Source organism: Austwickia sp. TVS 96-490-7B (assembly GCF_019331795.1).
In the GTDB taxonomy this organism is placed as follows: domain Bacteria; phylum Actinomycetota; class Actinomycetes; order Actinomycetales; family Dermatophilaceae; genus Austwickia.
The window spans coordinates 279,104-304,370 of the sequence record NZ_JAHPZL010000008.1; the positions used below are offsets into that span (position 1 = coordinate 279,104).

Here is a 25,267-nt window from a genome sequence, read left to right on the forward strand (position 1 = left end):
GGCAGCCCCACCCCAGCCACCACGAGCACAGCTCGGCTGCGACCGCCATGCCGCCGACCCCTCCCCCGAGTGGCATGCCAGCCGACCCATGCCAGGCTCAACACCGCAGGGAAAAACAGGTAAAACTGCTCTTCCACCGACAGTGACCAGGTATGCAGCAACGGATTCGACTCGGCAGGAGCATCAAAATAACCACCTGTAGTGACCGCAATCACTCCATTAGCTACCAAGAGGACAGCACCCAGAGCCGTCTGTGCTGCCACCGCTTGAGCGCCAAACGGCCCCAAGGCGACAGCTGACATCACCAAGGTCACGCTCAGCATCAACGCCAACGCCGGAGTCAGTCGACGAAAACGCCTCAGATAAAACCGCGCAAAACGCACCCGCCCCTGAGTCTCGATCTCACGGATCAACATGGCGGTGATCACAAAACCAGAGATGACAAAGAAGACATCGACACCGACAAAACCGCCTGGGACTGGCAACCCAGCGTGATAGACGATCACCAGCCCCACCGCGATCGCACGCAGCCCTTGAATATCCGGCCGACGTTGCGAGGTCACCGCGCGCAGCGTCGGCGCCTGCACCGGCATCTCCGACAGACTCGACATGACGTCTCCTCCTCGCAGTTCACCCCATCTGCCCCGGCCTGTGAGCTACGCAATGTCAGCGCGACATCACCGCTCGTGATCGCAGATTAACGGGGAGTTCGAGGATGATTCCCAGCAACGAAGCGACGCATTGACCTCAATCAGCGCAGCCGCCCCAGAAGTCCCGTTTAGGACGCTTCAGGACGCGCGATGACGACGAAAAACCGGCATATCTGGACGAGAGAGCTCTGCGACATATCGATAACCACCCTCATCAAAGTCAGTCAATGACCGGAGCGAGCGGACGCGATGCTGCACCATCCATCCAGCCATCAATCCACGGGCGCGTTTTGCAGCAAACGAAATGACTTTCCAATCGCCTCGAGGCCCCTGGTCCTCAAACCGAGGAGACACCACTGTGGCGTCCAAAGCATCAAAGTCCACCGCCGAGCTGTACTCCACCGACGCCAAGTTCACCACCACCGAAGCCCCCGGAGATACCTGCAGGTCAGCTGCGATGAGCTCAGTGATCGACGAACCCCACCACCGATACAAACTGTCACCGCGATCCGTGACCAGTCGCGTACCCATCTCTAACCGGTACGGCGCGATCAGATCCAACGGCCGCAGCACGCCATAGAGCCCAGACACGATCCGCAACGTCTTCTGAGCTTCGGTCAGGTCGCGGGCATCAAAACGGTCAGCAGCATTCAATCCGCGATACACATCACCGGCAAAGAGGAAGATGGCCTGGCGGGCATTGTGCCACCCCAGCGGCGTCTCAAAATTGGCATAACGGTCGGCGTTACGGGCTGCCAAATCGGGCGAGATGCGCATCATCTCCCCCAGTTCCTCCGGAGATCGACGACGCAACACCTCCACCAATTGCACAGTGTCATCGAGCATCCGTGGCTGGCTGTGTTTCTCAGTGGGCAGGGCAGATTTTTCGTCCAGCGATTTCGCTGGGGACAGCAAAGTCAACACCCTGGCACGGTACCTTCCGATCGGCGCGCACCTGCAGCGCTCGCCCTGGCCGTCACCGTGCTCGATCCCCGACCGAGCGTCCAGGCGTATAGTTCACACGGCAGATGACAAGAGCCACAACGGTTTTCGTCGGCTGCGTGCATCGCGAGACACATCCCGTTGAAGGATCCATGGCCGAAAACACCGCCGTACAAGTGGAGATCTGCGTCGGCAGCGTCGACGACGCGCTCGTCGCTGAACGCGCTGGAGCTGATCGTGTCGAGCTCTGCGCCGATCTCGGGCAAGGCGGCACCACCCCGTCCCTGGGTGCCGTGTCCGTCGCTCTGACCGAGTTACGCCGCGCTGGCGTACAGGTCATGATCCGACCGCGTGGTGGCGACTTCCACTGTGACCCCACCCTAGAGAAGGTGGCCTTAGCGGATATCGCTGCGATCCGGACCTTGCCCAATCCGCACAGACTGCCCCTCGGGTTTGTCCTCGGGGCACTCACCCACGACGGGCGCCTCGATCAGCCCGTCTTGCGACGGCTGATCACTGCCTGCGGACCTCACCAAGTCACGCTGCACAAGGCTTTTGATGCCACCCCAGACCTACACGATGCCCTCGAAGCAGCAGTCGACCTGGGCGTGACCCGGATCCTCACCTCGGGTGGATTGGAAAGCGCCCTGGCCGGAATTGACCGGTTGCGAGCGCTACAGACGCAGTCCGCGGGTCGGATCGTCATCCTCGCTGGCGGTGGCATTCGACCTGACAACGCCGCCGCGGTGATCGCCGGGTCCGGGATCACCGAGATCCACTTGCGGGCACCGACGCTGAAAAACGGCACCGAAGCGACCGATCCAGATCTGGTACGGCGCATGGTCGAGCTCGCTCATCACCCTTTGATTTAGTTGACTAAACAACTTTAAAAGAAGGCTCTTGGCGCTTTTCTGCGCGGCGGCAAATGGGCGTCGTGGGGAAAGTCACACCGGAGATTGGTTGTGGGCTTAGGCATCATGAAGCGTCCGCTCGTCATGGCTCTCACCAGGGCATTTATCGAGTGCGGTCAAACTCTTAGGCGTCTCTTGCGGTGCGCTAAATATGACCAAGACGGTGGACAATATGGACTTCAACATTGTAGACATGGACGACTGACCTAGGGGTGTCATAAAGAGCCTCCACCTTGCTATGGTGGGGGCGATCCTCACCCTAAAAGGATCACTTCCCACCTGATTCCTGCTCGCCCCCTACCCTCTTTGGAGCGTCCTTCATGAAGAATCCTTTGCCGGTGTCCCGTCGTCGGGCTGTGACCTGGGGCTTGGCGAGCTGCATGCTCGTCAGCGTCGCCGGGGCTGCAGTGCCCGCTTCCGCTGCTGACGGTGCCCCCGACGAGGTCACCAAGCACATCGTCAATGGTGAGTTTCCCAGCGCCCCCGAGGGTGCTGTGTCGTTGTACGCCCCGTCCCATGGCGGCTTCTCCTGCTCGGCGTCGCGCATCGGTCCGCAGTGGGTGCTCACGGCGCGGCACTGCGCTGATCTGCGTCCAACCCGGGCCTACACCAACTCGATTGGTGCCAACCAGGGTGAGCACGCCAACGTCGCGCAGATCATCAACGCACCAGACGGGGATGTCGCACTCCTCAAACTGGACTCCACGCCGCCCGGGAAAGTCTTGCCGTACTCAGGGACTCCGCTTCGTCAAGGCGATCAGGTGCTCATGCAGGGATGGGGCATGACCTCCTCCGGTGGCGCCGCCAGTCCTCGGCTGAAGTCAGCGACAGGGTCGTTCCTGGGTAGCGGCACCAACCCGTACTACCGCGGTGAGGATCTGCTCATTAAGGGCGGCACCGGATCCCCGTGGAAGGGCGATTCTGGTGGCCCAGTCACCAAGGACGGAGTTCTGTACGGCGCGCTTTCCTGGAGTGAGTCCTACGGAGTCAACCCGCAGAGCCGCTCCGGCTACGGCTCAGTGGTACGCCATGCCGCATGGGTGCAGCAGCACACTGGCATCGCACCGAACACCACTAACGCGCCTCAGCCGCCCAACGGGAACGCACCTCAGCCGCCGAACGGGAACAACCCCCAACCACCTAACGGCAACGTCCCCCAGCCGCCCAATGGCAACGCGCCTCAGCCGCCGAACGGGAACAACCCCCAGCCCCCCAATGTCAAAGGTCCCCAGCCGCCGAACGTCAAAGGCGCTCAGCCGAGCCCGAGCAGCACCTCGTCTCCTGCTCCTGATGACAAGGCACCGCTCTACATGTGGGTCACCCCTGAACTGTGGCCCAAGGTGAAGGAAGCCAGCGAGGTGCGCCCGGTCGCTGTGGTCTTCTGCGCCGTCAACAACAGCGACTGCGACCGCTCCTCTGGCGCAATCCTTGGCGCCCACCGAGACGGCAAAGAGTCGTGGAGCTTGGCTCTGCTCGACGTGGAGAAAAACAAGGATCTGACCAAGGAATCCCGCGTCACCAAGATGCCGACGGTGGTCTTCTACTGGAAGGGCAAGGAAATCCCGGACACCCGCCACGAAGGCGTCCTTTCGCAGGACGACATGAAGGGCAAGGCCGAGAAAGCGAAGGCCTGGGCCAAGGATCACCGCTGACAGTGACTGTTATCGCTGTCTAGAGTGATTTATCACTCGATGACGACCGCTCGGCGGCCGACTCCTTCTTCGGAGACGGCCGCCGAGCGCTTTGCTGTCACAACCAGTGCCCTGACAAGCGTCCCAAAAGTGCTAAAGGGAATCGGGTGCGGCGATGCTGCTTGGTGGAGGTCAGCGGTGACCGTCGAGCCCGAACACGTTCCCAAAGGGGTCGATGAGCTGGCAGATCGCTCGATCCGCGCTGATATCCAACGGTCCCCGATGATGCGTAGCGTTCGCCTGCAGAGCCTGTTGGCGGGCCCGATCGAGGTGCTGGGTGGCGAAATAGACCACCACGCTGCCCCCCGATGGATTGCGATCTGGATCTGCTGGATGGAAGCCGATCTCGGTGCCGTCGACATTAAGAAACCAGTAGCCCTCGTTTTCGGTGATCTCGCCCGTACCCAAGATGTTGTCGCGATACCAGGTAGCCGCAGCTTCCTGGTCATCCACGAAGAACATGACGGCTCGCACCGGTCCACGCTGATGAGATTCACGGTTCATGCGAGTAGTCAATACCGCGGCACAGTCAACCACCACCACTTTGTCATCGGCACAACAGTAGCGAGCTACTTTTCCTGGGCTTGGCTCAGCCGTTTGCCGGTGAAGCACAGATCACGCATCAGCTCACCGGCGTGGGAGGTCCACCCCGAGGAGTGCGTCGACCAGATCACGCATCAAAGCAGGTGCGTCTTCGGTGTTTTCGGCGTGGGGGTTACCGGCGAGCGCTATGTCAGTCCAGGTGTCTATCAGGGTGAGTGCGCGAGGGGTGTTGAGGTCGTCGGCGAGTGCGTGTCGGACGTCGTTGAGGAGTCGGTGGGCGTCAGGTGCGCTGGGGAGGGTGGCGGCGTGGGCCCACTGGTTCAGGCGGTGTCGGGCTTGGGTGAGGTCGTGGTCGGTCCATTCCCAGTCGGTGCCGTGGTGATGGTTGAGCAGGGCGAGGCGGATGGCGTTGGGGTTTTCTCCGGCGGCTCGTAGCCGGGAGACGAGGACGAGGTTGCCACGGGATTTGCTCATCTTGTGCCCGTTGTATCCGACCATCGCCTGGTGGAGGTAGGCCTGGGCGAAGGTGTCGTGGTGGTGGAGGGCAGCGGCTTGGGTGGCGCTCATTTCGTGGTGGGGGAAGACGAGGTCAGTGCCGCCGCCTTGGACGTCGAAGCCCATGCCGAGATGGTTGAGTGCAATGGTGGTGCATTCGATGTGCCAGCCCGGGCGGCCTGCGCCGAGGCTTTCTGAGGGCCATGATGGTTCGTGGTGGCGGGCGGCGCGCCACAGGAGGGGGTCGAATCGGTGTCGTTTGCCGGGGCGGTGGGGGTCGCCGCCGCGGTCGGCGAAGACGGCGTCCATAGCGTTGGCGTCCCAGCCGCTGACGGCGCCGAACTCGGGGCGGGCGGTGATGTCGAGGTAGATGTCACCGTTGCCGTCGGGGGTGGCACCGAGGGGGTCGTCGTCGGGGACGGGGAGGCGGTAGGCGGCGCCGTTGGTGAGGAGGGTGGCGACGTGAGCGGCGATGGTGTCGATGGATTCGACAACGCCGACGAAGTGGTTGGGTGGGATGACGCGCAGGGCGGTCATGTCGTCGCGGAAGAGTTGGATTTCGCTGGTGGCGAGGTCGCGCCAGTCGACGCCGTCGCGAGTGGCGCGTTCGAGGAGAGGGTCGTCGATGTCGGTGACGTTTTGGGCGTAGGTGACGTCGCGGCCGGTGTCGCGCAGGAGCCGTCCGAGGATGTCGAAGGTGACGTACGTGGCGGCGTGGCCCATGTGGGTGGCGTCGTAGGGGGTGATGCCGCAGACATACATGCGGGCGGTGGGTCCGGGGGTGAGGGTGATGGGACCGCGGTGGGTGTCACGGACGGTAGGGAGGGGGGCCGTTTCGGGTAGGGACGGCAGGTCAGGTGTTTCCCAGGCGATCACAGCGGAAGCCTACCGGTGCGTTCATAGGGGCGGCCACGGGATGGCGGGTCGGTGGGGGTCTGGAGCGGGATAGCGGGGGTTGTCACGCAGGTGGTGGGTGCGTTGGTGGAGGGCGTCGATTTCGGTGTCGGTGAGTAAAGCACCCAGGGTGGAGGTGAGATCGGTGCTGGTGAGCGCGGTGTGGAGTTGGTGGAGTCGGTCGATGTCCGCGGCGTGGAGGGGTTGTCCTTGCCAGCCCCAGAGGATGGTGCGCAATTTGGGGTGGTGGTGCAGGGTCAGGCCGTGGTCGATGGCGCGCAGGTCACCGGTGGTCTCGCGCAGGATGTGTCCAGCTTTGCGGTCGGCGTTGTTGAGGACGACGTCGAGGACGGCGAGGGAGGCGAGGGTGGGGTGGTCTGCGTGGGAGAGGGTGACGGGGGTGCCGTCGGCGGTGGTGGCGTCGAGGATGGGCAGCCAGTGGGGTGGGGTGTGGCCGGTGGGGTGCAGGGCGACGACCTCGGGATCGGGGGGATCTTTGGGGGTGTCGGTGTCATCAGCTCCGGGTGGTGGTGGGCCGATCCATAGTTGGAGGGAGCCGGGGCCGAGGGTGCTGTCACGCATCACGGTGGTGGGGATGAGGTTCCAGCCGCCGGCGCGGTCGATCAGGGCTGCGGCGACTTCTCGTGCGGCCAAGCTGGCGTGTGGGGTGCCGGTGGGGAAGTCATGGAGGGGGCGTTCGCCGGCGATGGGTTTGTACACGGCGTAGTGGTGTCCGGCAGGGTTGGTCAAGCCGTCAACGGTGACGAGGATGGCGGCGTTGGAGGCGTCGGTGAGGCGTCCGACGACGGTGAGGGTGCCGCTGTGGAGGGCGCGGTGGACGGCAGCGTCGTCGGTGGGGTGGGGCTGGTGGGGGGTGTTCAGCGTCGGTATCCGTTGGCTCGAGGGCAGATGTGGCCGTTGGGGTCGATGGGGCCGGCGCAGAAGGGGCATTGGGGGCGTCCCGCGGCGATGACGCGCAGACCACGGCGGGCGAAAGCTCGAGCCATCGCGGCGGGTAGCGTGACGCGCAGAACCAGTTGAAGGGGGTCGGTGGCGGGGTCGTCGCTGAGGTCGTCGGCGTCGGCGAGTTCTTCGATGTCGACGGTGTCGAAAGCGTCACCGACAGCGTGAAGTTCCAAGACGAGGCTGAGGGTGCGAGGTTCCCAAGACAGACCCATGGTGCCGACGCGGAATTCTTCATCGACGGGCGTGCTCAGCGGGGCGTCGTCCTGGTAGGCCTGGGCGGCTTGTTCGCTGGCAAGTCCGGCGGCGAATTCGTCGAGGAGGTCGTTGACGCGGTCGACGAGGACCGTGACTTGGGTTTTTTCGACGCCGACAGTGGTGATGCGGTTGCCGGTGCTGGCTTGGAGATAGAACTCCCGTTGTCCGGGTTCGCCGATCGTGCCGACCACGAAACGGTCCGGTTGGTCATAGGAGATCAAGGCCATGTCCTGACCTTAGTCGCCTGCGCCTCCTCCGGGTACGGCGTCAGTGGTGGTGCGCTGGCGCGGTGGTTGCCAGGGGCTGCTGGTGTCGTTGACGCGCAGCAGATAGGGCCGGGTGGGGGTGTATCGCACGATGGAAAGGCTTCCCGGATCAATCTGCCAGCGCTGAAACAGGTCGAGGTGGGCGCCAGCGGCGTCGGCGAGGATGGCTTTGATGACGTCACCGTGGGTGACAGCGAGCCAGATCGCGTCGTCGCCGTACGTCGTGGTGATGTCGGTGTCGATCTCTCGGATCGCGGCGACGGACCGGGCTGACATGTCGGCGAGGCTTTCTCCCGAGCTGGTGGGACTGTCCGGGAATCGGGCGGCGGCGGGTTGGTCCTGCACCGTGCGCCACAGCGGGTCGTCAGCGAGGTCGGCAAGGTGACGTCCAGTCCACGCCCCGTAGCGGCACTCCCCCAGTCGGTCGTCGGTACGTCGGGGAATGTCCTGCCCGGCCAGGGCCAGGTCAGCGGTGTGGCAGCACCGAAGGAGCGGGCTGGTCACAGCCAGCGTGAGCGGGATCGCGGCCAGCAGGGTGGACCAGGCGCGGGCCTGGTCGCAGCCGGTGTCGTCGAGATCGACGCCCTGAGTCCAACCCGCAAGAATCCCAGCAGTATTGGCCGTGGTCCGGCCGTGCCTCATCAGCAGGACAGTGGCCATGCTGGCGATGTTATCGCGACAGGATGGGGGCTGCGCCTCGTCCAGGGGCCAGGGTGGGAGCAGAATGTCCGGGTGATCGTGGACAAAGCCGTATACCGGCAGGGGCGTCGTTTCGAATGCGGTGACCCCAGTGACGAGTTGGACCGGTTGCGGCTCAGCGACGCCCCGGGGTTCCTGTGGATCGGGTTGAAGGATCCCACGACAGAGGAATTCGCCGAGTACGACGAGGAGCTCCAACTGCATCCGTTAGCGGTGGAGGACGCGCTGAAAGGGAATCAGCGCGCCAAGATCGACCTGTATGAGAATTCGACATTCGTGGTCTTGAAGACATTGCGGTATATCGAGGAGACCAGCGATGTGGAGACCGGGGAACTGATGATGTTCCTCGGGGACCGGTTTGTCCTGACGGTGCGGTACGGCGCAGCGAACCCATTGGCGGGAGTACGCCGCCGGTTGGAGGAAAATCCTCGATTGTTGGCGTTAGGGCCGATGACGGTGATGCATGCGATTATGGACTTGGTCGTCGACACCTACCGGGCGATCGATGTCGAACTTGGCCAGGATTTGGAATCGATTGAGGAAGCGGTCTTTGCTGGGGACCGAGGCGTTGCTGGTCCGGATATTTATAAGCTGAAACGAGAGGTGTTGGAGTTTAAACGTGGCGCGGTCCCGCTGGTGGCGCCGTTACGTCGGATGCTCACCGAGTCCAAAACGTTGATCCCACACAAGCAACTGCGACCGTTCTTCGTCGATGTGTTGGACCATCTGCTGCAGGTCTGTGATCACGCCGAGTCCTATGACCGGTTGCTCTCTGACATCCTCGCTGCCCACTTGGCTCAGCAGGGGTTGCGGCAAAACGAGGATATGCGCCGCATCTCGGCATGGGTCGCCATCGCGGCAGTCCCCACGATGATCGCGGGGATCTATGGGATGAACTTCGACCACATGCCTGAGCTGCACACTGAATATGGATATTTCGTGGTGTTGGGAGTGATGGTCGCGGCCTGTGTCGGGTTGTACATCACGTTCCGGCGCGCCGACTGGCTGTGACCACCCTGCCCGGTCAGGTCGGGGAGATGAACCCGAAACCGACGGCAGCGGCGAGGATCACTCCGGCCGGGATGCGGTAGTAGATGAACGCCATCAGCGAGTTGTTCGCCACGAACTTCAGCAGCCAGGCGATAGACGCGTAGGCGACGACAAAACTCACGATGATCCCGACGACCATCGGCCCGATCGGCACGACTTTGAAGTCGACGTCCACGAGTCCGTAGAGGCCAGCAGCAGTCAGCGCAGGGATCGCCATGAAGAATGACAGCTCTGTGGCAATCACACGGTTGACATTGCGGAACAGTCCAGCTGAGATGGTCGCCCCGGATCGGGACACACCCGGAATGAGGGAGAAACACTGCATACAGCCGATGATGACGCCGTCCATAATGGTGACGTCATCTTCAGCGCGTTCTTTGCCTTCCCGCACGGAGCGGGCGTACTTTTCCTCAGCGAGCCACATCACCAAACTCCACAGGATCAGCCCCATCGCCACGACCGTCAGCGACCGGAGCGGACCTGAGATGAGGTGCCGCGCAAAGTAGCCAATAATCCCGACCGGCAACGACCCAAAGATCACTGCCAGTCCCAACGTCCAGTCATGGGAAGCCCGAGCCTCGGCATGGAACAACCCGGCGAAGAAAGCCTTGGCCAACCGGAAGATCTTGCTCCAGAAGAACACCAAGGTCGCAGCGATCGCACCAATCTGGATGGTCGCGGTATACCCGGTCACTGAAGGGTTATCGACCTGCAGGCCGAGGATTTTCTCGGTCGCCGTCAGGTGCCCCGTGGAGCTGATCGGTAAGTATTCGGTGATGCCTTCAACGATGCCGAGGATCACGGCGTCTAGGTAGGTCAGTTCCACTGATGGTCTCTCGGTCGAGGTGGCTGGGGTGAGCAGCGCGGACGACGTGCTTCGCGCGCACGAAGCCTATCGAAGGAAACGTTGATGCCCGCGCCACGGGGTTGTGGCGCGGGCATCAACACTGGAGTCTTTCCTCGTCAACGGCGCAGAGGTGCCCCAGGGCGCCGCCACGACGGGTCAGCTAGACCGATCAGCGGTGGGGAGCGACCGGAGTGGCCTGGTCGTCCTCGATCTCCAGGTCGTCCTCGTCGTCGAAGTCGAGATCCTCGTCGTCGAGATCTTCGTCGTCCAGGTCGTCTTCATCATCGCCGCTGTAGATGTCCAGCGGCGTCACCTCACCAAACGCTTCCATCAGCGCATCGTCGTAGGCGTCGAACGCGACCGCGAGATCCTGATAGGCCGCGACGACTGCGGGATCGTTTTCTCCTCGCCGTGAGGATGCTGCCTCCAGATGACGCTCGAGGGCGGCGACGAAGGTGGCCAAGGCGGCTCGGGGATCTGCGCTCATGCACGCACGTTATCGCGTCTGTGCCCACAGGTCATCTGGGTACGCCGAGGATCCCTGTCACCGTTGCTGATTGGGCGCCAGAACGGACGGCTCACCTGGGACAACCTGGCCTGCGTCACCGCCGGTATCAGTTAGCGTGGTCTCACCTGGGGACACCCCAGCGATAGACCAGGAGCTATGACTGGCTCTGCACCGACCGCATCCGAGGAGCGTATCCATGGCTCGAGGTCACCTGGACGGCGACGACTCTCGTCTGTCGGCTCAGCCCTTCCGCCGTCGTAGCACCCTGGTCTGTTTGGGGATGACTGCTGTGCTTGCCGCTGCGTTGTCCGGTTGTGGTGCGGAGGAAGAAGCCCAGCTCGACTCCGCAGAACAACCCACTTACGCCGGGATTTGCGTCGACAAGAAAACCGGGATCAGGTTGGAGGATTCGGTCTGCTCCAACGACCCTCTCCCCCCGGAGAAAGATTTCACCGCCCAGCCCGTGGTGGGCGCGTCTTCCGACCCGACGACTCCCGGCTCAGCCCCCGGGTGTGTCCCGGCGCCAGACGCCACCACCTCCCCGAGATCACCAGCGACCACGGCCCCGTCCGGTGCGACCACGAGCGGTACGCCGTCACCCACCCCGACATCCACCTTCTGGCAGGGCACCTGTCCCCCCGGGCAAGTGCCCGCGCCTGCCACCTCGACCAGCCCCACCGCTGCCACGTCAGGATCGTCCAGTTCGTCTGGAAGCCACTACCGCGGCGGTGGACACGGGTGGTATTTCATCCCGTGGGGCCGGTCGGCCCCTTCGGTGGGCGGCCCGGCGACGTACGGAAGTTTTGCCCCACCCAGCGGCTCCACCTTCACGCGCGGCGGAATGAATCACAGTGGTGGGACAGTGACATCGAAAACAGTTTCCGGGGGCAAAGTCTCCACGTCTTCCCGCGGCGGGTTCGGCGGTTCCGGAGCTAAGGGAGGGAGCTGACGTGCACCGGCACCCCCAAGATCCCCGACCGGACTGGTTGCAGCGGGTCCGCTCTCAAGGACTGGTCTATCCCGAAACCACCCATCCAGACGGCACCACGACGCCGTACTGGTATGAGAAAGCCTGCTACGAGATCGATGCCGACGAGGTCGACCTGGTGGAAGCCGCCACCGAACGGCTGCACGACATGTGCCTGGAGGCCGCCCGTTTCCTGGTGACCGGAGCAATGGGCAATCTGGGGCTTCCTCCTGGGGCGTTACGCCGCGCTGGGGAATCCTTAGCTGCCGACCCTCCCAGCTTGTATGGCCGTTTTGACTTGCGATACGACGGGATGTCTGCACCAAAACTATTGGAATACAACGCAGATACCCCGACCGGACTCGTCGAATCTGCTGTGGCCCAGTGGTATTGGCTGGAGGATCTGTATCCTGACCGAGACCAATGGAATTCCTTGCACGAACGACTCGTCCTAGCCTGGCAAGCCATTGCACCTCGTCTCGCTCCCGGCCCGATCCATTTCGCGCACCATAGCGACGAAATCACCGGAGAGGAGGAGATGACCGTCACTTACCTACGAGACACCGCTGATCAGGCAGGTTTAGCCACGGAGTCAATCACCATCGAAGACATCGGCTGGTCCGCGACCGACCGCTGCTTCACCGACACCTCCGACCGCCCCCTCCGTACCTGTTTCAAGCTGTACCCGTGGGAAGCGATGCTGGCCGAAGAGTTCGGCAGCCACGTCGAAGCTGTCCCTCACTCCCCGCTAGCCACCACCTGGATCGAACCGCTCTGGAAAGTGGTCCTCTCCAACAAAGCTCTCCTAGCGGCTCTCTGGCATCTCTACCCCGACGACGAACTCCTACTCCCGGCATATCTGGACAGTCCCGGCCCGCTCACCGAGTGGGTCGCAAAACCCTTGCACGGTCGGGAAGGGAGCGGCATCCGCATCCACGCGGACGGCGTGGAGCTCACCTCTCCCGGCGGTGGCGGCTCCGAAGGTCTGTGCTTCCAACAGTGGGCGCCGCTGCCGGACATGGACGGCAACAAGGTGGTGTGGGGCAGCTGGATCGTTGACGGCCACGCTGCGGGCCTCGGCATCCGAGAAAGCGACGGGTGGATCACCGATGATCGCGCCCGGTTTGTCCCCCACGTGATGTCGAACTCAGCGCCCACCTCCCAGGTGCGCCAAGCATGGCTTGCTGACGCTGGCGCATCGGTCCAAGACGCCGTCCCCGGATCGCAGCCTCCCCCACTGCCCGGACAGGGGGCTCCCGGCGTGTCCACGACGCCATCACCCCCACCAATGTTTCCCCTCGGGGAGCCCACCGTCGAAGACCGCCACATTCAAGACCGCCCCTACGACCCGCAGCGAAGGAACCGATGATGCTGACCAGTGTGATGTACGGCGGCGCTTATGCCCTGCTTGGAGTGGCCCTACTCGTCGCCGGTTTTTTTGTGATCGACCTGATCACCCCAGGACGCCTCGGCGCTCGCATCTACCAAGACCGGTCAGTGAATGCAGCCATCATCGTCAGTGCCGCATTCATCGGACTCGGCGCAGTCCAGGCCACCGCGATCTTCACCAACGGCGCCTCACATTTTGGTGACGCCTTCGCCTGGACCTGCGGATTCGGTGCCCTTGGCGTCATCTTGCAGGCGGTGAGTTTCCTCGTACTTGACCTGATCACCCCAGGATCGCTACGTCAGATCGCCGTCGATGAGCATTTTCACCCCGGCGCGGTCGTCGCTGCATCATCCATGCTCGCGGTCAGCCTCATCATCTGTGCGTCCATTTCCTGACCGTGAGACATGCTCAAAGTGGGCTTGCTGCAGCAGGCATCAATCCATATTTCACCCAAGCACTGCCCGCGAGACCGCTCAATCGCTATCCGGTGCTAAGCAACAGATTTTGGCTTTTCCCAGCGCCTATCAGGACATCCCAAAGAGCCTTTTGTGACCGCGCCGCACGGTGACCTTGGGGCGCACTCTCGAGAGATGGCAGCCACGCCTAAGTCAGCCGCTATCTGTCACAGTGAACTCTTCACTCGAGATTTTGGGCGTTATTCACGAGGCATTTCTAGGCCATTCTTGACTACCACCCTAGTCGGTAGAGCTCGAGTCGGGTGATAGTGGCGATGATGTCGGGGAGTTCGGTGAGTCTGCCTCGATAGCCGGTGGTGAGGATTTTCCGTTGTTTCCAGGTGTTCGATGGCGTGTTCGACATGGGCGCGAATGCGGGATATTTCTGTGTTGTCGTGTTTTTCGTTGTCGGTTCGTTCGTGTCCTTTCTTCTTTGTGAGGGGTGTCATTGCGCCCTGGGCGATGTAGGCGGTGTCGGCGATCCATGTGGTGTGGTGAGCGATCTGGATGCTGACACACTGGCAACGGCGTTGACCGGAGTAGTTGGCTTTGGTGACCTCTTGCCCCTGAGCTGGGCGGTTGCCAGTTGGGACGTACGTGCCGTCGATGAGGATGGCTCGTCCATCACTGGCAGCTTGCTCTAGGGGGATACCTGTCAAGAGGAGAGCTTCGTCGATGACCGGGAGCATCCTGCGATAGATTCGAGAAGCTGTCGATGGTGAAATCATCTACCTGGTCAGCAAGGAACATCTGTGACAGATTATTCCGTAGACGTTCCAGGGTGAGGATGACGTGTTCTTTGACGGGCCACCGATGTCTACTCAAGTGGACTCAGCTGGAGTGGTAAATCTCGACAATCCGAGCAGTCAGCTTGCCGAGTGTATCGGGGTCGAGTCCTGTTGGAGACTGATACCGCATCGGCCGCCTTCCAGAGATTTTTGAGTCGTCTAACCCCATGATCTCAAGGTGGCCGATGTTTTTATATATGTGTACGGTGACAGGTGTGTATCGATTGTTTCCCGGGGTCCGGGGTGCGGGCTGCTAACGCCTAGTGAATAACACCCATACACTCGGCTTCACTTGAAATTGCATCCCTATCGACCGCTTTCTGTTCTGTCACGAAAGTCTCCCATGCTCCCTTATCGTTTTTTACAATTACGCGACATGAATCCCCTCCCGTTTTATATAAAATAGTTGCAGTCGAACAGTTTCCCCACCTGTGGTGGACAATAACTTCCGACACTAGATCCGGATGCACCTCTTTTTCCGTTACTGATTTACGTATTTTTTGATATTCTTCATTATTTTTATCCTCGGGAGATGCGCACCCTGTCGTGGCTGCCACCAGCAAGGCTATGGCCACGACGGAGGCTTTCCCTTTCCGAGTTGCCACTACCCAACGCAATGACTTTCCCTTTCTATGTTATCCACGTCTTCAGTAATCGTAATCAATGGATTCGAGATCTCACTACCCTTAGGTGGGGAGGGAGATCTGGATGCAGAGACTCCTCTCGAGTCCACAGTTTCAACTCGCTTAAGGAGAGGGCAGCTAGCTGACATGAGTGCGAAAACCGCAGATGGGAAGGTACTACTGTGTGTAAGTCCCGGCCTTACAGTGCCATGAGCCTCACGCGAGGATAGACCCAAGCCCCCTCCTTAGGGAGGATCGCCAGCAGTAATGTACCTTAGGGCGTTATTCACGAGGGCTTTAGTGTCATTCTTGGCTACCAGCCAAGTCGATAGAGCTCGAGTCGGGTGATGACGGCAATGATATCGGGGAGTTCGGTGAGTCTGCCTCGATAGCCGGTGGCGAGGATTTTCCATTGTTTAAGGTGTCCGATGGCGTGTTCGACATGGGCGCGAATACTGGATATTTCTTTGTTGTAGTGTTTTTCGTTGTCGGTTCGCTCTTGTCCTTTCTTCTTTGTGAGAGGCGTTCGTGCTCCATGGACGATGTAAGCGGTGTCGGCTATCCATGGCGTGTGGTTTTCTGCGAGGATCTGTGACCAGCCGGTGAGGTCGAGAGCAGCAGAGTCATGTCGAGCTCCGGGAACCGGTGGGGAGATCGCTAAGAGTTGTCCTTCCAAGGTGGAAGCGACCTGGATGCTTAAACACTGGCAACGGCGTTGACCGGAGTAGTTGGCTTTGGTGACATCTTGCCCCTGAGCTGGGCGGTTGCCAGTTGGAACGTACGTGCCGTCGATGAGGATGGCTCGGCCATCACTTGCTGCTTGCTCTATGGGGATACCTGTCAAGATGAGTGCTTCATTGATGACCGGGAGCATCCTGCGATAGATTCGAGAAGCGGTGGATTGTGAAATATGCAGCAGATCAGCTAGGAACATCTGTGCCAGAGTGTTCCGTAGGAGTTCCAGGGTGAGGATGACTTGTTCTTTGACGGGCAACCGGTGTCTACTCAAGTCGATTCCCCGGGAGTGAAAAATGTCGATGACCCGCCTGACGAGTTCATCGAGTGCATCGTGATCGAGTCCTGCTGCACGACTGGTACCGCATCGGTCGCTTCCCTGAGAGATTTGAGTGTGGTAACCCAATGATCTCAAAGCGGCCGATGTTTTTATATATCGTATGGTGACAGGTGTGTATCGATTGTTTCCCGGGGTGCGGGACATGGGTCTCTAACGCCTCGTGAATAACGCCCTTACATAGCCTTGAAGTGAGACCTGCACTTCAAGGAAGTATTGATTTCATCAAGAAACTATTTTGAGTAAATGCCCTGCCTCAATACCTTATATTCGAGGTCAAATTGGTAATATTTCAGTAAGGGCGTTATTTGTGAGCGCTAGGATATGGGGCGCCCCACTCACTGGAGGGGTCTGCGACCTGCAAGCTTTGTGGTTTCCCACAAGAGGGAAATCCCTCGCGAATAATACTTGATGAGTCTCATGTGGATTAAAGAAGTTGGGGACAAAGCGTCGCGTGTCGGAACTGGTCTCGATCGCTGAATTGACGCGGGTGTGCCCACCAGGAGAAAGCCGCTGGAATCTTTGCGGTGCCGTGACCAGCGGGAACGGCGTTGTGACGTGAAAGAAGTGAGGCACTGAAGCCTGGTTCGATTTCGACCAAGAAACCCCAACAGAATCAAGATCCCACGTGATCACCTACCGTGCCGCCTTGCCCAGGCCCACGAAAACGTGGCCTGCGTGTCGGGCTATTCATGACCCCAACCTGCACCAGGTCCTGCCCCAGACGCGCCGCTGCTACAACCAGGCTGCCCACTCTGACCGACAAGGGCTACATCGGCGCCGGAATCGGCATATACGTCTTTAGGGCGGTGGGTCTGCGCGCCTGCCTACCTTAGCTACTCCACCACCAGAGCTTCGCCGCGGTCGATCATGCGCACTGAGCCATAACCGCCGAGGAGGCCCGCATGGCAACATTCGGCTTCACCAATGACGTCGTAGGTCCAGCTCCACATTGATGTTGAGATCAAGGAGTGCTGGCGACCGGTCACAGGTCATCCGGTGACACCAGCTGGGCTGTACAAGTGATCACCGTATCCCCAGTGCGGCCCGCAGGCCGATGTCCACTTTCCGCATGGTCTCAGGAGAAAGCGCACCGAGGTCACGGGCGACTTCATCCTCGAAGATCTCGACGATGTCATCGCACACGATCCGACCCTCGAAGCCGCGGTCACGTGTGGGATCGATCTCCACGATGCTCGGCAACGGGGGCTTGGACGAGGTCGTCAAGCGAACTGCGAGCACAGAATCCAGAAAGCGATTGCGCTGGTTGTTCGACACCACGAGGTAGAACTTCTCCTCAAGGCTGCCCAGCGTGGCTACATAGATGCGGCCACGCTGGAGGGGCCAGATCAACGCTCGTCGGCCCAGCTCGGACGCCGGCGGCGAACGGTCGCCTGGCGCTGGGCACGATCCTCGTCGCGCTGGGCAGCCATCACGCCGTACCCCTGTTCCATCTGCAGGTCCTTCACGGCGTCTATGCCGACCCGCACCAGGTGGTTGAGCACCACCGCCTCAGTGCACCCCTCGAACTCCGGGGACCTACGGACTATCTCGATATCGTGCAGATCCTGCTCGATCAGCGGCAGGCTCTTCCGGATGACCGTCTCACCATGACGCATCAATTTCATGCTGCATATCGTGATGCATGATTGGTCGATCAAGCAAACCTACAGAGGGGCGTCTCCGCAGCGACAGGTGCGCTGCGGAAAAGGGTGACAGGGGTCCCACTTCAAGACCGTAAGACCCGCAGCTTGATTCAATGCCCTGAAATGCAACAAGGCTCCTGACCATAGAGTTTCTAGTCAGGAGCCTCGTTGTGTTGGTGTCCGGAGGGGGACTTGAACCCCCACGCCCGATAAAGGGCACTAGCACCTCAAGCTAGCGCGTCTGCCATTCCGCCACCCGGACAGGTGTCATATGTGCGGGCCTTTTCAGTGGCCTGCAACAGCACGAAACCTTAGCATGCAGGACGTTCCGCAGCGAAAACGTCCAGGCAAGGAGCGCTCCCAGGGTCAGGCTGACAGGGCCAGCGCTCGCGGCAACGTGAACTCGATCGTCGCGCCCCCCGCCGCGTTGGGGTACGCCCGGATGACACCACCGTGACGCTGCACGACAACCCGACACAACGCTAGACCCAACCCGACACCTTGGTGTGCTGACGCACCCGATGCGGCCCGAGCGAACGGCTCGAAGATCGATTCGGTATCCACACCCGCCAAGCCGATGCCGTTATCTGCCACGACAACCCGCACCCATCCGGGATCATCGTCGACGCCGAGACGCACCGTCACCGCGAGCGCACGGTCCGGATGGGCATATTTCACGGCGTTTCCCAGCAGATTCGAGAGCACCTGCTGCACTAGTGCTGGGTCGGCATGGGCGATCGCCGTACCTTCCACGGTGAATATCGGGCCGTCCGGTCCGTCGCCGTACACCGCGATGAGTTCCGTGACCACCTGTGCCAATGGCACCGACGACGGCCGCAACACCCCCTCCCTGGTGACGGTGTAGGCGAGGTAGTCGTCGATGATGTGCCGCATCCGTTCCCCCGAGCTGTGCGCCCGCTCCAACGCTCGCGCTCCCGCCTTGGGGTCAGCTTCTATTTCTAGTTCGGCTTCTTCGACCCACAATGACAATGCGGTCAGCGGGTTTTTTAGGTCGTGAGCGACCGTCCCCGCGAATGATTCCAGCTGGCGCCGCCGGGTGTGTTCGTGGGTGGTGTCGGTGAGTAGCACCAAGTTCAATTCGTCGCGTCGGTGGGCCAACCTGCGCACCGTCACGCTGAAGTATCGGTCTTCCGCTGAGGCTGGATCACGCAGCGCGATTGTCACCCGTTCCACATCTCGCTCTTGCCGAAAAAGCAGGTCACGTAGCTGCTCGTCGCTGAGCAGCGTCCCGTCCAGTGTCCGTACGCCGCGGCAAGCCACCCAGTCGTCCTCTGACAGTGAACCTCGATTTCCGGCGCCCAGCACGGACCGGGCGGCCGGATTGGCCATGGCTAACCGGCCGGACTCTGTGGTCAATAGCACCCCGTCAGTCATCGACCGAATCACTGACTGCAGCAACTCCACTCGATCTTGTTCTTCGAGCCCCGCGTCCCGGACCGCAGCGGACAATCGGGCGACTTTTTCCCGAAATACCACGATCATCAATGACAGCGTCGCTGCTACACATAACAACAGGTCCATCAGCAGGGTTGCTGGAAAGTTCCCGGTGGTGTCGATCACTGACCATGGCGACACGGCCAACAGCCGCACCGCCACGGCCATCGAATCCAAGGCTAGGCACGCCCACCGCGGTGTCAACGTCAACCCGATCCACACCGCTGGAAGGAAGACGCACCAGTCGAGGGGATATCTCACCAGGTAGGGCGCTGCAAGTAGGGCACCCCCCGCGACGGCCAATGCTGGTAACGCTCCTGGCAGTGCGATCCGGCTGTGCACCGGCCGAGGACCGTGCCACAACGCGAAAATTGTGAACGAACCGAAGACCAGCGCTACGTGGATGCGCACCGTCCACCAACACAGCGACACCAATGAGCCATCCCAGACCGTGTCTGGGGCGCCACCCGCCAGTACTGTGACGGCCGTGGTGCCGCATGTTCCGAGGCTCAGTAACACCACATCGCGTCGCTCCTCGGGGAACCATCCCGACGCCGTACTGAACTGTCGGTAAAACGCGAGCAACCCCATCGCTGCCGCAGCATCCACGACCGTGGTGCGCACCACCATGACCACTCCGGCGCCACAGGCCAATCCGATCAGCACACAGACCCCTGCGAGCGCGGCGATCACGTGGGTCATCTGCCGACGGCGCAGGCCTTGTGGGCTCCAGCACAGCGAGGCCACTCCCAAGAACAGGGCCGGTCCGGGCCAGGTTGCGGCGATGCGTTCTCCGGGGTGATGGGTGAGGTGTCCGATCATGATCAGCGGGACAGCGAGGATGATCATCATGGCGGCGCCGTCCAGGCCGAGCCACAGCTGGCGGTCTGGGATGTCGTGGGAGGTGGGGGCGGTCACGGGTCGCCTGCCGCGGGCAGAGTGAACGTGAAGGTCGCCCCGCCCCAGTCGTTGTTGAACGCCCCAATGGTCCCGCCGTGTCGGGTGACGATCGCTTCGCATAAGGCCAGTCCCAGGCCAGTCCCGCTGACCTGGTCGGGGCCTTGCTGCCCTCGGGTGAGTCGGCCGAAGATGCGTGCCTCGTCGCCAGGGTGCAGTCCTCGGCCTTCGTCGGCGACGGTGACGGTGATCTGCCCGTTGTGGTGGTCGCTGCTGATGTGCAGGTGGGCTGGGATACCGGGGCGAGTGAATTTGATGCCGTTGCCGATCAGGTTGGCCATGAGTTGGCGGATCAGGGACGGGTCGGCGTGCACATGGTGAGGGAGGTTGAGGTCGAAGGTGACAGTGTCCGGGGAGACCGCGACGATCTCGGCGACGATGTCAGCGAGAGCGAGGTCAACGGGTCGGATGGTCCCGCCGCGGCTGACGGCGAAGGCGAGATAGTCGTCGATGAGGGCGCGCATGCGTTCGATGGCGTCGCGAGCGCGCCCGAGGGCCATCCGTCCGGTGTCGAGGTCGTCAGCGGCGAGTTCGTCTTCGGCGGCTTCCATCCAACCGGATAGAGCGGCGAGAGGCCCTTTGAGGTCGTGAGCGACGGTCCCGGCGAAAGATTCGAGTTCTTGCTGTCGGATCCAGGCTTCGCTGATGTCCTTGAACGTGAGCAGGGTCATCACGTCGCGATGCGTGGTCACTGAGGAGCTAGACACTGACAGTCGGGCATCGCCATCCGGTCGTGGCAGGAGGACGTCCAGGTGTCGTTCTTCACCGCGCGCGGGGGTGAGCATGCGGGAGATCTCCACGGCGTCGACGATGCGACGGGTGTCGGCGGCTTGGATTCCGAAAACATCGATTTCTTCGGGGTCGATGCGAGTGGGCAGGCCGCGGTGAGCGAGGGATTCAGCGGCAGCGTTGTGCATGAGCACGGTCCCGGTGGAGTCGACCAGGAGTAACCCATCACTCATGGACTCCACGACGGCGTTCATCAATTCGTGCTCGGAGCGCCTGGTGGCGGCGAGGGTTTCCATTTGTACGGTGAGGCGGAGCTGTTGCTCTCGAAAAATCACCAACAACAGCATCAGGTGGGTACCAAATGCGAAAGACCAGTCGAGCATGGCTTGCGGCGCGGGCAGGAAAGGGTACGGCGGCGGCGCATACCGGGGATAGGGGGTGAGGATCGCGATGACGCTGGCAAGAAAAAGGGCGACGCTGGCGGTGCGTAGCGGTAAAGTCACTCCAGCCCACACGGCTGGTGCGATGAAAAGCCAGGTCAGCGGGTAGTGCGGGAAGAGGTTAGGGATGAGAATGCATGATGCATATACCGCGATAAATAACGGAAGTCGCCCCCGGCGGGCAGCGTGGAGGTGCTCTTCTGCGGGACGAAAATACAACGGGATGATGCAGTGTGCGCCAATGCAGACAGCTGCGAGATATCGGGCGATGGCGTATTGAGTTTGCGCCATGGTCGCGGCGCCACCCAAGCCAGAATCGGGGAAAGCCGCCAAAAACACAAATGGCACAGACCCCACGACCAAGCAGACCAACAGAATGATCGCTTCACCAGGCGTGCGTGGAATCCACGACCGAGGCGAGTGCCCATGGTGATAGAGCTGGACGGTCGTCACCGCGGAAACAAGGTTGACGATCGCGGTTCGCAGGATCTCAGTAGGAGCGGCGCCAGCGAGGAGCGCGCCCACGGTGAAGCCAGCCATACAGATGAGGACAGCAACGAGGGCCGAGGGGCTTCGTCGCCCGTCACGCCCTGGCTGACTAGCCAGGGCGAGTGCAAGGATCAAAACGACGTGGAGGATCCAGACGTCGGGAATGCCACGTGCCGGGTTGACAGTGATGAAACCGAGTGCTCCAGCAACGAAGGACCACAGCACATGGGACACGGTGATCCCACGGCTGGTGAGGACGACGTACGCCGGAGCGACGTCGCCATCAGAGGTGTCGGATGGAGATGGCATCGCGAGGGGTTCCCCGCCCGGTGGGGGCGGGTCAGCCGACAGCTTCGACCCAGAGGGCCACGATGTGGTCGCGGGTGAAGCTGACCGTGGCCGGTTCGGCGAAGGTGCGCTGGGAGGTCCCGGTCACGACGATTTCGTAACTGTCGATGTGCTCGTCGTGGATGAGGCGCTGGAGGTGATCATTAGGATCGCCGTCAAAGGGACGGGTCAACCATTCTGTGCCGTCGATGGTGATGAGACGGACCTGCATCATGCTCATGTGTGGCTCCTGTGGGCAGGGTGGGATCGCCGGCTGGCCGGTGGGTGACGGGTCGGCGAGTCAGCCGAGTCCGGGTGTACGCCGGGTTCGCTGAACGTCGCGGAGGCGTCCGATGGTCACCGGGTCGTATTCGAAGGCGGCGGGATCGGCGATCAGTCCATTGAGGACGAGTGCGTACCCGGTCGGGCTGAGACCCAAGTCACGGTGTGCAGCTTCATATTTGAAATGCAGCACGTCCGGTGACTGACCCCATTCCCGTTCGAGATCGATCACGCTGCGGTCCCGGTTCGACAGACCGGTGGAACGACGTCGACGCATCTGCCACCTCCTTCGCGGACCTCATCGGCACCGCTGCGCCTCGACTGAGGCGCAGCGGTATCCGGGGTCACAGCCAGGGGATGCAAGGGAGCCCTCAGGGGTGACTAACTGGGCTCTCTGGCGAAGGTGACCTGCTCATGAGAGTCACTGGGATCGGACCGGTGGGGTACTGATGCCCGGTCCCGCACCCCTGAGGGGAGGCAGAGGGACAACCGGAGCATCCGGTGGTCACGCAGCTACGCGGCGACGGGCCCAGCCGGAGATGCCCATGCCGAGTAAGTAAGTCGATGGCTGCAGCGACCGTGTCCTGGTCGCACCCGGTGCGGGCGCTGATTTCCAGGAGGGTGCTCGCGCCCTCCTGGACAGCGGTGAGTACCTCACGGAGCGGGCCAGCCGCGGCGCGACTCATCAGAAGAACCGGCCGATCTGGAAGATCACGACCGCGAGTGTCCAGGCGACAACCAACTGCACCCCCACACCAAACAGAGTCCAGCGAGCCCCGATCTCCCGACGCTGCGCGGCGAGCGTGGCGACACAGGGGGTATAAGCCAGCAGGAAGACGAGGAACGCCAAGACCGCTGGAAGCGGATGCCCCCCAGAGGACTGGTCAAACGCCTGCTGGATGTGCCCGGCGAGGGCTTCAGCGCCACTGTCCTCAGGGTCATCAACGGCGTACGTCTGCGCCCAGGACGAAATGACAGCCTCCTTCGCGACGAAGCCCACCACTAACGCACTCGCAGTTTGCCATTGGCCGAAACCGGCGGGGGCGAAGACGGGGGCGATGGTGTGCGCGGCGACGCCGTAAGCACTGTCTTGGGTGGGGACATCACCGAAACTGCCGCTGTGGACGGGGGTGGATTGCAGGGCCCAGACCACGACGACGGTGGCGACGATGATGCCGCCTGCGGTGTGGAGGAATCCGCGTAGCCGAGTCCAGGTCACTGCCAGGGAGAGTCGGGCGGTGGGACGTTGGTAGGGCGGCAGGTCGAGGATGAGTGGTTCGGAGCCCATGGTGCGCCACAGAGTGGCGCGCAAGGCGAGGCCGGTGAGGACGACCAGCAGGATGGAGAGGAGATACATGGCGAACACGACGTTGCCAGCGTGATCGGGGAAGAAGATCCCAGCGAGCATCACGTAGACGGTGAGGCGAGCGCTACAGGAAGTAAAAGGAACGAGGAGTGCGACGAGTAGCCGCTGCCGGGCCTGGCCGAGGATGCGGGTGGCACTGATCGCGGGGACATTGCAGCCGAAGCCAACGACAAGCGGCAGGAAGGCACGACCAGGGAGGCCGAGTCGCCGCATCAGGCGATCAGTGACGACAGCGGCGCGAGCCATGTATCCGGAATCCTCTAGAAGCGCGAGGAGGAGGAACATCAACGCCATCAGGGGAACGAAAGTGAGCAACATGCCGACCCCGGCGATCAGTCCGTCGATGACAAGACCTTTGACGGGGGTGTCTTGGAGCCCGGCAAAGGTAAGCAGGGCGCGCGCGCCATCACTGACCGGACCGGAGAAAAAGGAGCCAAGGGCGTCTTGGAGGGGTTTGGCGACCGTAGTGGTGATCTGAAAGACGACCCACATGGTGACCAGGAAAATGATCGGACCGGCCACCGGGTGGGTGACGACGGCGTCGATGCGGTCGGAGTGGGACTGGCGATCAGCGCCGTCGTGCTGGGTGGCGCGGGTGACTGCGGTGGTGATCCAGGTGAAGCGTTCGTCATCCCGGTCGAGAGGGTCGACGGGGTGATCGTCGCGGTCGGGCAGGTTGACGGTACGTGGCGCTGGGACCGCAGCGGCCAAGGCCGTCTCGACGGCAGCGGCCAGGTCATGCTGGCCTTGGCGTTGCCGCGGGTCGACGGAGATGACGGGGCAGCCCAGGGCCTCGGCGAGGGTGGGGATGTCGTGAGTGATTCCTCGGCGTCGGGCGACATCACTCATGGTGAGAGCCACCACCACGCGGTAGGGATGCTCTCGGAGTTGGGCGACGATGTGGAGGCTGCGGGCGAGGTGAGCCGCGTCAGCGGTCACCACTACCAGGTCCGGTCGTCCTGCTGCGGGGGCGTCGAGCAGCAAGGCTCGGGTCAGGGCTTCGTCCGGGGACAGCGGGTCAAGGCTGTAGGCGCCGGGTAGGTCAAGGACGGTCGCAGCACGGCTGAGGCCATGTCGGGTGGGCCAGATCCCGGAGCCGACTTCGACGGTGGTGCCAGGCCAGTTGCCGACCGTACGCCGAGCTCCGGTGAGGGTGTTGAAGAGGGTGGATTTGCCGACATTGGGGGCACCGACGAGGGCGATGACGGGGTTGTCAGGTCCGGCGCTGGTCCCGGATCCGTCGGCGCAGCACGGTGGCTGGCGGTCCGGCCGAGTGGTGGAGGTCTCGTCGGTCTGGGTGGTCATGCCTGGTCCTTCTCAATGTGCAGCATGAGGGTGTTCGCGGTCGCGGCGTCGACCGCCACCCGCGATCCTGCGACGGCGAGGATGCGTCCTTGGCCGGCTGTACGGCGCAGCACGGTGACGTTCGCGCCGGGGCGGAGCCCTAGTTCGGCGAGCCGCTGTCGAGATCGGTCGTCTCCTCCCACAGATGTCAGCGTGTGTGGCGCCCCGAGCGGAGCGGAGGAGGCGGGAGTCCGATTCATGCTTTCTATCCTACGACCAA

Annotated in this window: 27 protein-coding genes and 1 tRNA gene; 6 read left to right on the top strand and 22 right to left on the bottom strand. The window is 62.1% G+C overall.

Annotation, left to right across the window (positions count from 1 at the left end; all coding sequences use genetic code 11):
• The coding region (locus tag KEM60_RS11845; RefSeq protein WP_219107820.1) for an acyltransferase at positions 1-611 on the bottom strand (611 nt) is incomplete at its 3' end.
• A gap of 177 nt (positions 612-788) precedes the next feature.
• Positions 789-1,574: a peroxide stress protein YaaA gene (gene yaaA / locus KEM60_RS11850; RefSeq protein ID WP_219107821.1), complete on the bottom strand. Its 786-nt coding sequence runs from the start codon at positions 1,572-1,574 to the stop codon at positions 789-791.
• Positions 1,575-1,744: 170 nt separating this feature from the next.
• Between yaaA and KEM60_RS11855 the strand changes: the two genes are divergently transcribed.
• Both KEM60_RS11855 and KEM60_RS11860 read left to right on the top strand, forming a co-directional pair.
• Positions 1,745-2,464 (top strand): copper homeostasis protein CutC, encoded by a 720-nt coding sequence (locus KEM60_RS11855; protein WP_219107822.1) that lies wholly within the window; start codon positions 1,745-1,747, stop codon positions 2,462-2,464.
• Positions 2,465-2,823: 359 nt separating this feature from the next.
• A complete protein-coding gene (locus KEM60_RS11860; RefSeq protein WP_219107823.1) occupies positions 2,824-4,155 on the top strand; it encodes a trypsin-like serine protease in 1,332 nt (443 codons plus the stop codon).
• A 171-nt stretch (positions 4,156-4,326) separates the two neighbouring features.
• Here the strand turns inward: KEM60_RS11860 and KEM60_RS11865 are convergent, their stop codons facing one another.
• The 5 genes from KEM60_RS11865 to KEM60_RS11885 form a co-directional block, all read right to left on the bottom strand.
• A complete protein-coding gene (locus KEM60_RS11865) occupies positions 4,327-4,698 on the bottom strand; it encodes a VOC family protein (RefSeq protein WP_219107824.1) in 372 nt (123 codons plus the stop codon).
• Between the two features lie 123 nt (positions 4,699-4,821).
• Entirely contained in the window at positions 4,822-6,108 is a 1,287-nt protein-coding gene (gene mshC, locus KEM60_RS11870; RefSeq protein WP_219107825.1) for a cysteine--1-D-myo-inosityl 2-amino-2-deoxy-alpha-D-glucopyranoside ligase, read from the bottom strand.
• Positions 6,109-6,129: 21 nt separating this feature from the next.
• On the bottom strand, positions 6,130-7,077 hold the full coding sequence (locus KEM60_RS11875) for an SCO1664 family protein (protein ID WP_219107826.1): 948 nt from the start codon (positions 7,075-7,077) through the stop codon (positions 6,130-6,132).
• The gene (locus KEM60_RS11880) at positions 7,005-7,574 is read right to left on the bottom strand and encodes a DUF3090 family protein (RefSeq protein WP_219107827.1); all 570 of its coding nucleotides are present in this window, start codon (positions 7,572-7,574) and stop codon (positions 7,005-7,007) included. Before KEM60_RS11880 ends, KEM60_RS11875 begins: the two co-directional genes overlap by 73 nt.
• Before the next feature lie 9 nt (positions 7,575-7,583).
• Positions 7,584-8,273, bottom strand: coding sequence for an MSMEG_4193 family putative phosphomutase (locus KEM60_RS11885; RefSeq protein ID WP_219107828.1), 690 nt, complete (start codon positions 8,271-8,273; stop codon positions 7,584-7,586).
• 72 nt (positions 8,274-8,345) lie between these two features.
• On the opposite strand from KEM60_RS11885, the gene corA reads away from it, so the two are divergent.
• Positions 8,346-9,323, top strand: coding sequence for a magnesium/cobalt transporter CorA (gene corA / locus KEM60_RS11890; RefSeq protein ID WP_219108189.1), 978 nt, complete (start codon positions 8,346-8,348; stop codon positions 9,321-9,323).
• Positions 9,324-9,336: 13 nt separating this feature from the next.
• Here the strand turns inward: corA and KEM60_RS11895 are convergent, their stop codons facing one another.
• Both KEM60_RS11895 and KEM60_RS11900 read right to left on the bottom strand, forming a co-directional pair.
• The gene (locus KEM60_RS11895; protein ID WP_219107829.1) at positions 9,337-10,188 is read right to left on the bottom strand and encodes an undecaprenyl-diphosphate phosphatase; all 852 of its coding nucleotides are present in this window, start codon (positions 10,186-10,188) and stop codon (positions 9,337-9,339) included.
• 190 nt (positions 10,189-10,378) lie between these two features.
• Positions 10,379-10,696 carry a primosomal protein gene (locus KEM60_RS11900; protein WP_219107830.1) on the bottom strand — a complete coding sequence of 106 codons (318 nt, stop codon included), beginning with the start codon at positions 10,694-10,696 and terminating at the stop codon, positions 10,379-10,381.
• Positions 10,697-10,913: 217 nt separating this feature from the next.
• On the opposite strand from KEM60_RS11900, the gene KEM60_RS11905 reads away from it, so the two are divergent.
• The 3 genes from KEM60_RS11905 to KEM60_RS11915 are packed head-to-tail and all read left to right on the top strand — an operon-like array spanning position 10,914 to position 13,469.
• On the top strand, positions 10,914-11,666 hold the full coding sequence (locus KEM60_RS11905) for a hypothetical protein (RefSeq protein WP_219107831.1): 753 nt from the start codon (positions 10,914-10,916) through the stop codon (positions 11,664-11,666).
• Between the two features lies 1 nt (position 11,667).
• Positions 11,668-13,053, top strand: a complete 1,386-nt coding sequence (locus KEM60_RS11910) for a glutathionylspermidine synthase family protein (protein ID WP_219107832.1) — start codon at positions 11,668-11,670, stop codon at positions 13,051-13,053.
• A complete protein-coding gene (locus KEM60_RS11915; RefSeq protein WP_255574557.1) occupies positions 13,050-13,469 on the top strand; it encodes a DUF350 domain-containing protein in 420 nt (139 codons plus the stop codon). Before KEM60_RS11910 ends, KEM60_RS11915 begins: the two co-directional genes overlap by 4 nt.
• A 260-nt stretch (positions 13,470-13,729) precedes the next feature.
• Here KEM60_RS11915 and KEM60_RS11920 read toward each other — a convergent pair whose 3' ends face one another.
• The 13 genes from KEM60_RS11920 to KEM60_RS11980 all read right to left on the bottom strand — a co-directional run bounded on the left by KEM60_RS11920 (position 13,730) and on the right by KEM60_RS11980 (position 25,247).
• A complete protein-coding gene (locus KEM60_RS11920; RefSeq protein WP_219107833.1) occupies positions 13,730-14,218 on the bottom strand; it encodes a transposase family protein in 489 nt (162 codons plus the stop codon).
• A gap of 359 nt (positions 14,219-14,577) precedes the next feature.
• Entirely contained in the window at positions 14,578-14,892 is a 315-nt protein-coding gene (locus KEM60_RS11925) for a hypothetical protein (RefSeq protein ID WP_219107834.1), read from the bottom strand.
• Positions 14,893-15,253: 361 nt separating this feature from the next.
• Positions 15,254-15,949, bottom strand: a complete 696-nt coding sequence (locus KEM60_RS11930; RefSeq protein ID WP_219107835.1) for a transposase family protein — start codon at positions 15,947-15,949, stop codon at positions 15,254-15,256.
• A gap of 899 nt (positions 15,950-16,848) precedes the next feature.
• On the bottom strand, positions 16,849-17,001 hold the full coding sequence (locus KEM60_RS11935; protein ID WP_219107836.1) for a hypothetical protein: 153 nt from the start codon (positions 16,999-17,001) through the stop codon (positions 16,849-16,851).
• Between the two features lie 37 nt (positions 17,002-17,038).
• Positions 17,039-17,365 (bottom strand): type II toxin-antitoxin system PemK/MazF family toxin, encoded by a 327-nt coding sequence (locus KEM60_RS11940; RefSeq protein WP_219107837.1) that lies wholly within the window; start codon positions 17,363-17,365, stop codon positions 17,039-17,041.
• Positions 17,362-17,640 (bottom strand): hypothetical protein, encoded by a 279-nt coding sequence (locus KEM60_RS11945; RefSeq protein ID WP_219107838.1) that lies wholly within the window; start codon positions 17,638-17,640, stop codon positions 17,362-17,364. Before KEM60_RS11945 ends, KEM60_RS11940 begins: the two co-directional genes overlap by 4 nt.
• A gap of 192 nt (positions 17,641-17,832) precedes the next feature.
• A tRNA-Leu gene (locus tag KEM60_RS11950) sits at positions 17,833-17,920 on the bottom strand.
• A gap of 104 nt (positions 17,921-18,024) precedes the next feature.
• A complete protein-coding gene (locus KEM60_RS11955; protein ID WP_219107839.1) occupies positions 18,025-20,031 on the bottom strand; it encodes an ATP-binding protein in 2,007 nt (668 codons plus the stop codon).
• On the bottom strand, positions 20,028-22,037 hold the full coding sequence (locus KEM60_RS11960) for an ATP-binding protein (RefSeq protein WP_219107840.1): 2,010 nt from the start codon (positions 22,035-22,037) through the stop codon (positions 20,028-20,030). The genes KEM60_RS11955 and KEM60_RS11960 overlap by 4 nt, the downstream gene beginning before the upstream one ends.
• Positions 22,038-22,068: 31 nt before the next feature.
• The gene (locus tag KEM60_RS11965; RefSeq protein WP_219107841.1) at positions 22,069-22,296 is read right to left on the bottom strand and encodes a hypothetical protein; all 228 of its coding nucleotides are present in this window, start codon (positions 22,294-22,296) and stop codon (positions 22,069-22,071) included.
• A 60-nt stretch (positions 22,297-22,356) separates the two neighbouring features.
• Positions 22,357-22,614, bottom strand: coding sequence for a DUF3263 domain-containing protein (locus KEM60_RS11970; RefSeq protein ID WP_219107842.1), 258 nt, complete (start codon positions 22,612-22,614; stop codon positions 22,357-22,359).
• 408 nt (positions 22,615-23,022) lie between these two features.
• Positions 23,023-25,008 (bottom strand): ferrous iron transport protein B, encoded by a 1,986-nt coding sequence (feoB, locus tag KEM60_RS11975; protein ID WP_219107843.1) that lies wholly within the window; start codon positions 25,006-25,008, stop codon positions 23,023-23,025.
• Positions 25,005-25,247, bottom strand: coding sequence for a FeoA family protein (locus KEM60_RS11980; protein ID WP_219107844.1), 243 nt, complete (start codon positions 25,245-25,247; stop codon positions 25,005-25,007). Before KEM60_RS11980 ends, feoB begins: the two co-directional genes overlap by 4 nt.
• Between the last annotated feature and the right edge of the window lie 20 nt (positions 25,248-25,267).

Coding starts and splice junctions, on each gene's coding strand:
- KEM60_RS11855 (WP_219107822.1), top strand. CDS start 1,745: ATGGCCGAAAACACCGCCGTACAAGTGGAGATCTGCGTCGGCAGCGTC.
- KEM60_RS11860 (WP_219107823.1), top strand. CDS start 2,824: ATGAAGAATCCTTTGCCGGTGTCCCGTCGTCGGGCTGTGACCTGGGGC.
- KEM60_RS11865 (WP_219107824.1), bottom strand. CDS start 4,698: ATGAACCGTGAATCTCATCAGCGTGGACCGGTGCGAGCCGTCATGTTC.
- KEM60_RS11875 (WP_219107826.1), bottom strand. CDS start 7,077: ATGCCCCTTCTGCGCCGGCCCCATCGACCCCAACGGCCACATCTGCCC.
- KEM60_RS11880 (WP_219107827.1), bottom strand. CDS start 7,574: ATGGCCTTGATCTCCTATGACCAACCGGACCGTTTCGTGGTCGGCACG.
- KEM60_RS11885 (WP_219107828.1), bottom strand. CDS start 8,273: ATGGCCACTGTCCTGCTGATGAGGCACGGCCGGACCACGGCCAATACT.
- KEM60_RS11900 (WP_219107830.1), bottom strand. CDS start 10,696: ATGAGCGCAGATCCCCGAGCCGCCTTGGCCACCTTCGTCGCCGCCCTC.
- KEM60_RS11905 (WP_219107831.1), top strand. CDS start 10,914: ATGGCTCGAGGTCACCTGGACGGCGACGACTCTCGTCTGTCGGCTCAG.
- KEM60_RS11915 (WP_255574557.1), top strand. CDS start 13,050: ATGATGCTGACCAGTGTGATGTACGGCGGCGCTTATGCCCTGCTTGGA.
- KEM60_RS11920 (WP_219107833.1), bottom strand. CDS start 14,218: ATGCTCCCGGTCATCGACGAAGCTCTCCTCTTGACAGGTATCCCCCTA.
- KEM60_RS11945 (WP_219107838.1), bottom strand. CDS start 17,640: ATGAAATTGATGCGTCATGGTGAGACGGTCATCCGGAAGAGCCTGCCG.
- KEM60_RS11960 (WP_219107840.1), bottom strand. CDS start 22,037: ATGCCATCTCCATCCGACACCTCTGATGGCGACGTCGCTCCGGCGTAC.
- KEM60_RS11965 (WP_219107841.1), bottom strand. CDS start 22,296: ATGAGCATGATGCAGGTCCGTCTCATCACCATCGACGGCACAGAATGG.
- KEM60_RS11970 (WP_219107842.1), bottom strand. CDS start 22,614: ATGCGTCGACGTCGTTCCACCGGTCTGTCGAACCGGGACCGCAGCGTG.
- feoB (WP_219107843.1), bottom strand. CDS start 25,008: ATGACCACCCAGACCGACGAGACCTCCACCACTCGGCCGGACCGCCAG.
- KEM60_RS11980 (WP_219107844.1), bottom strand. CDS start 25,247: ATGAATCGGACTCCCGCCTCCTCCGCTCCGCTCGGGGCGCCACACACG.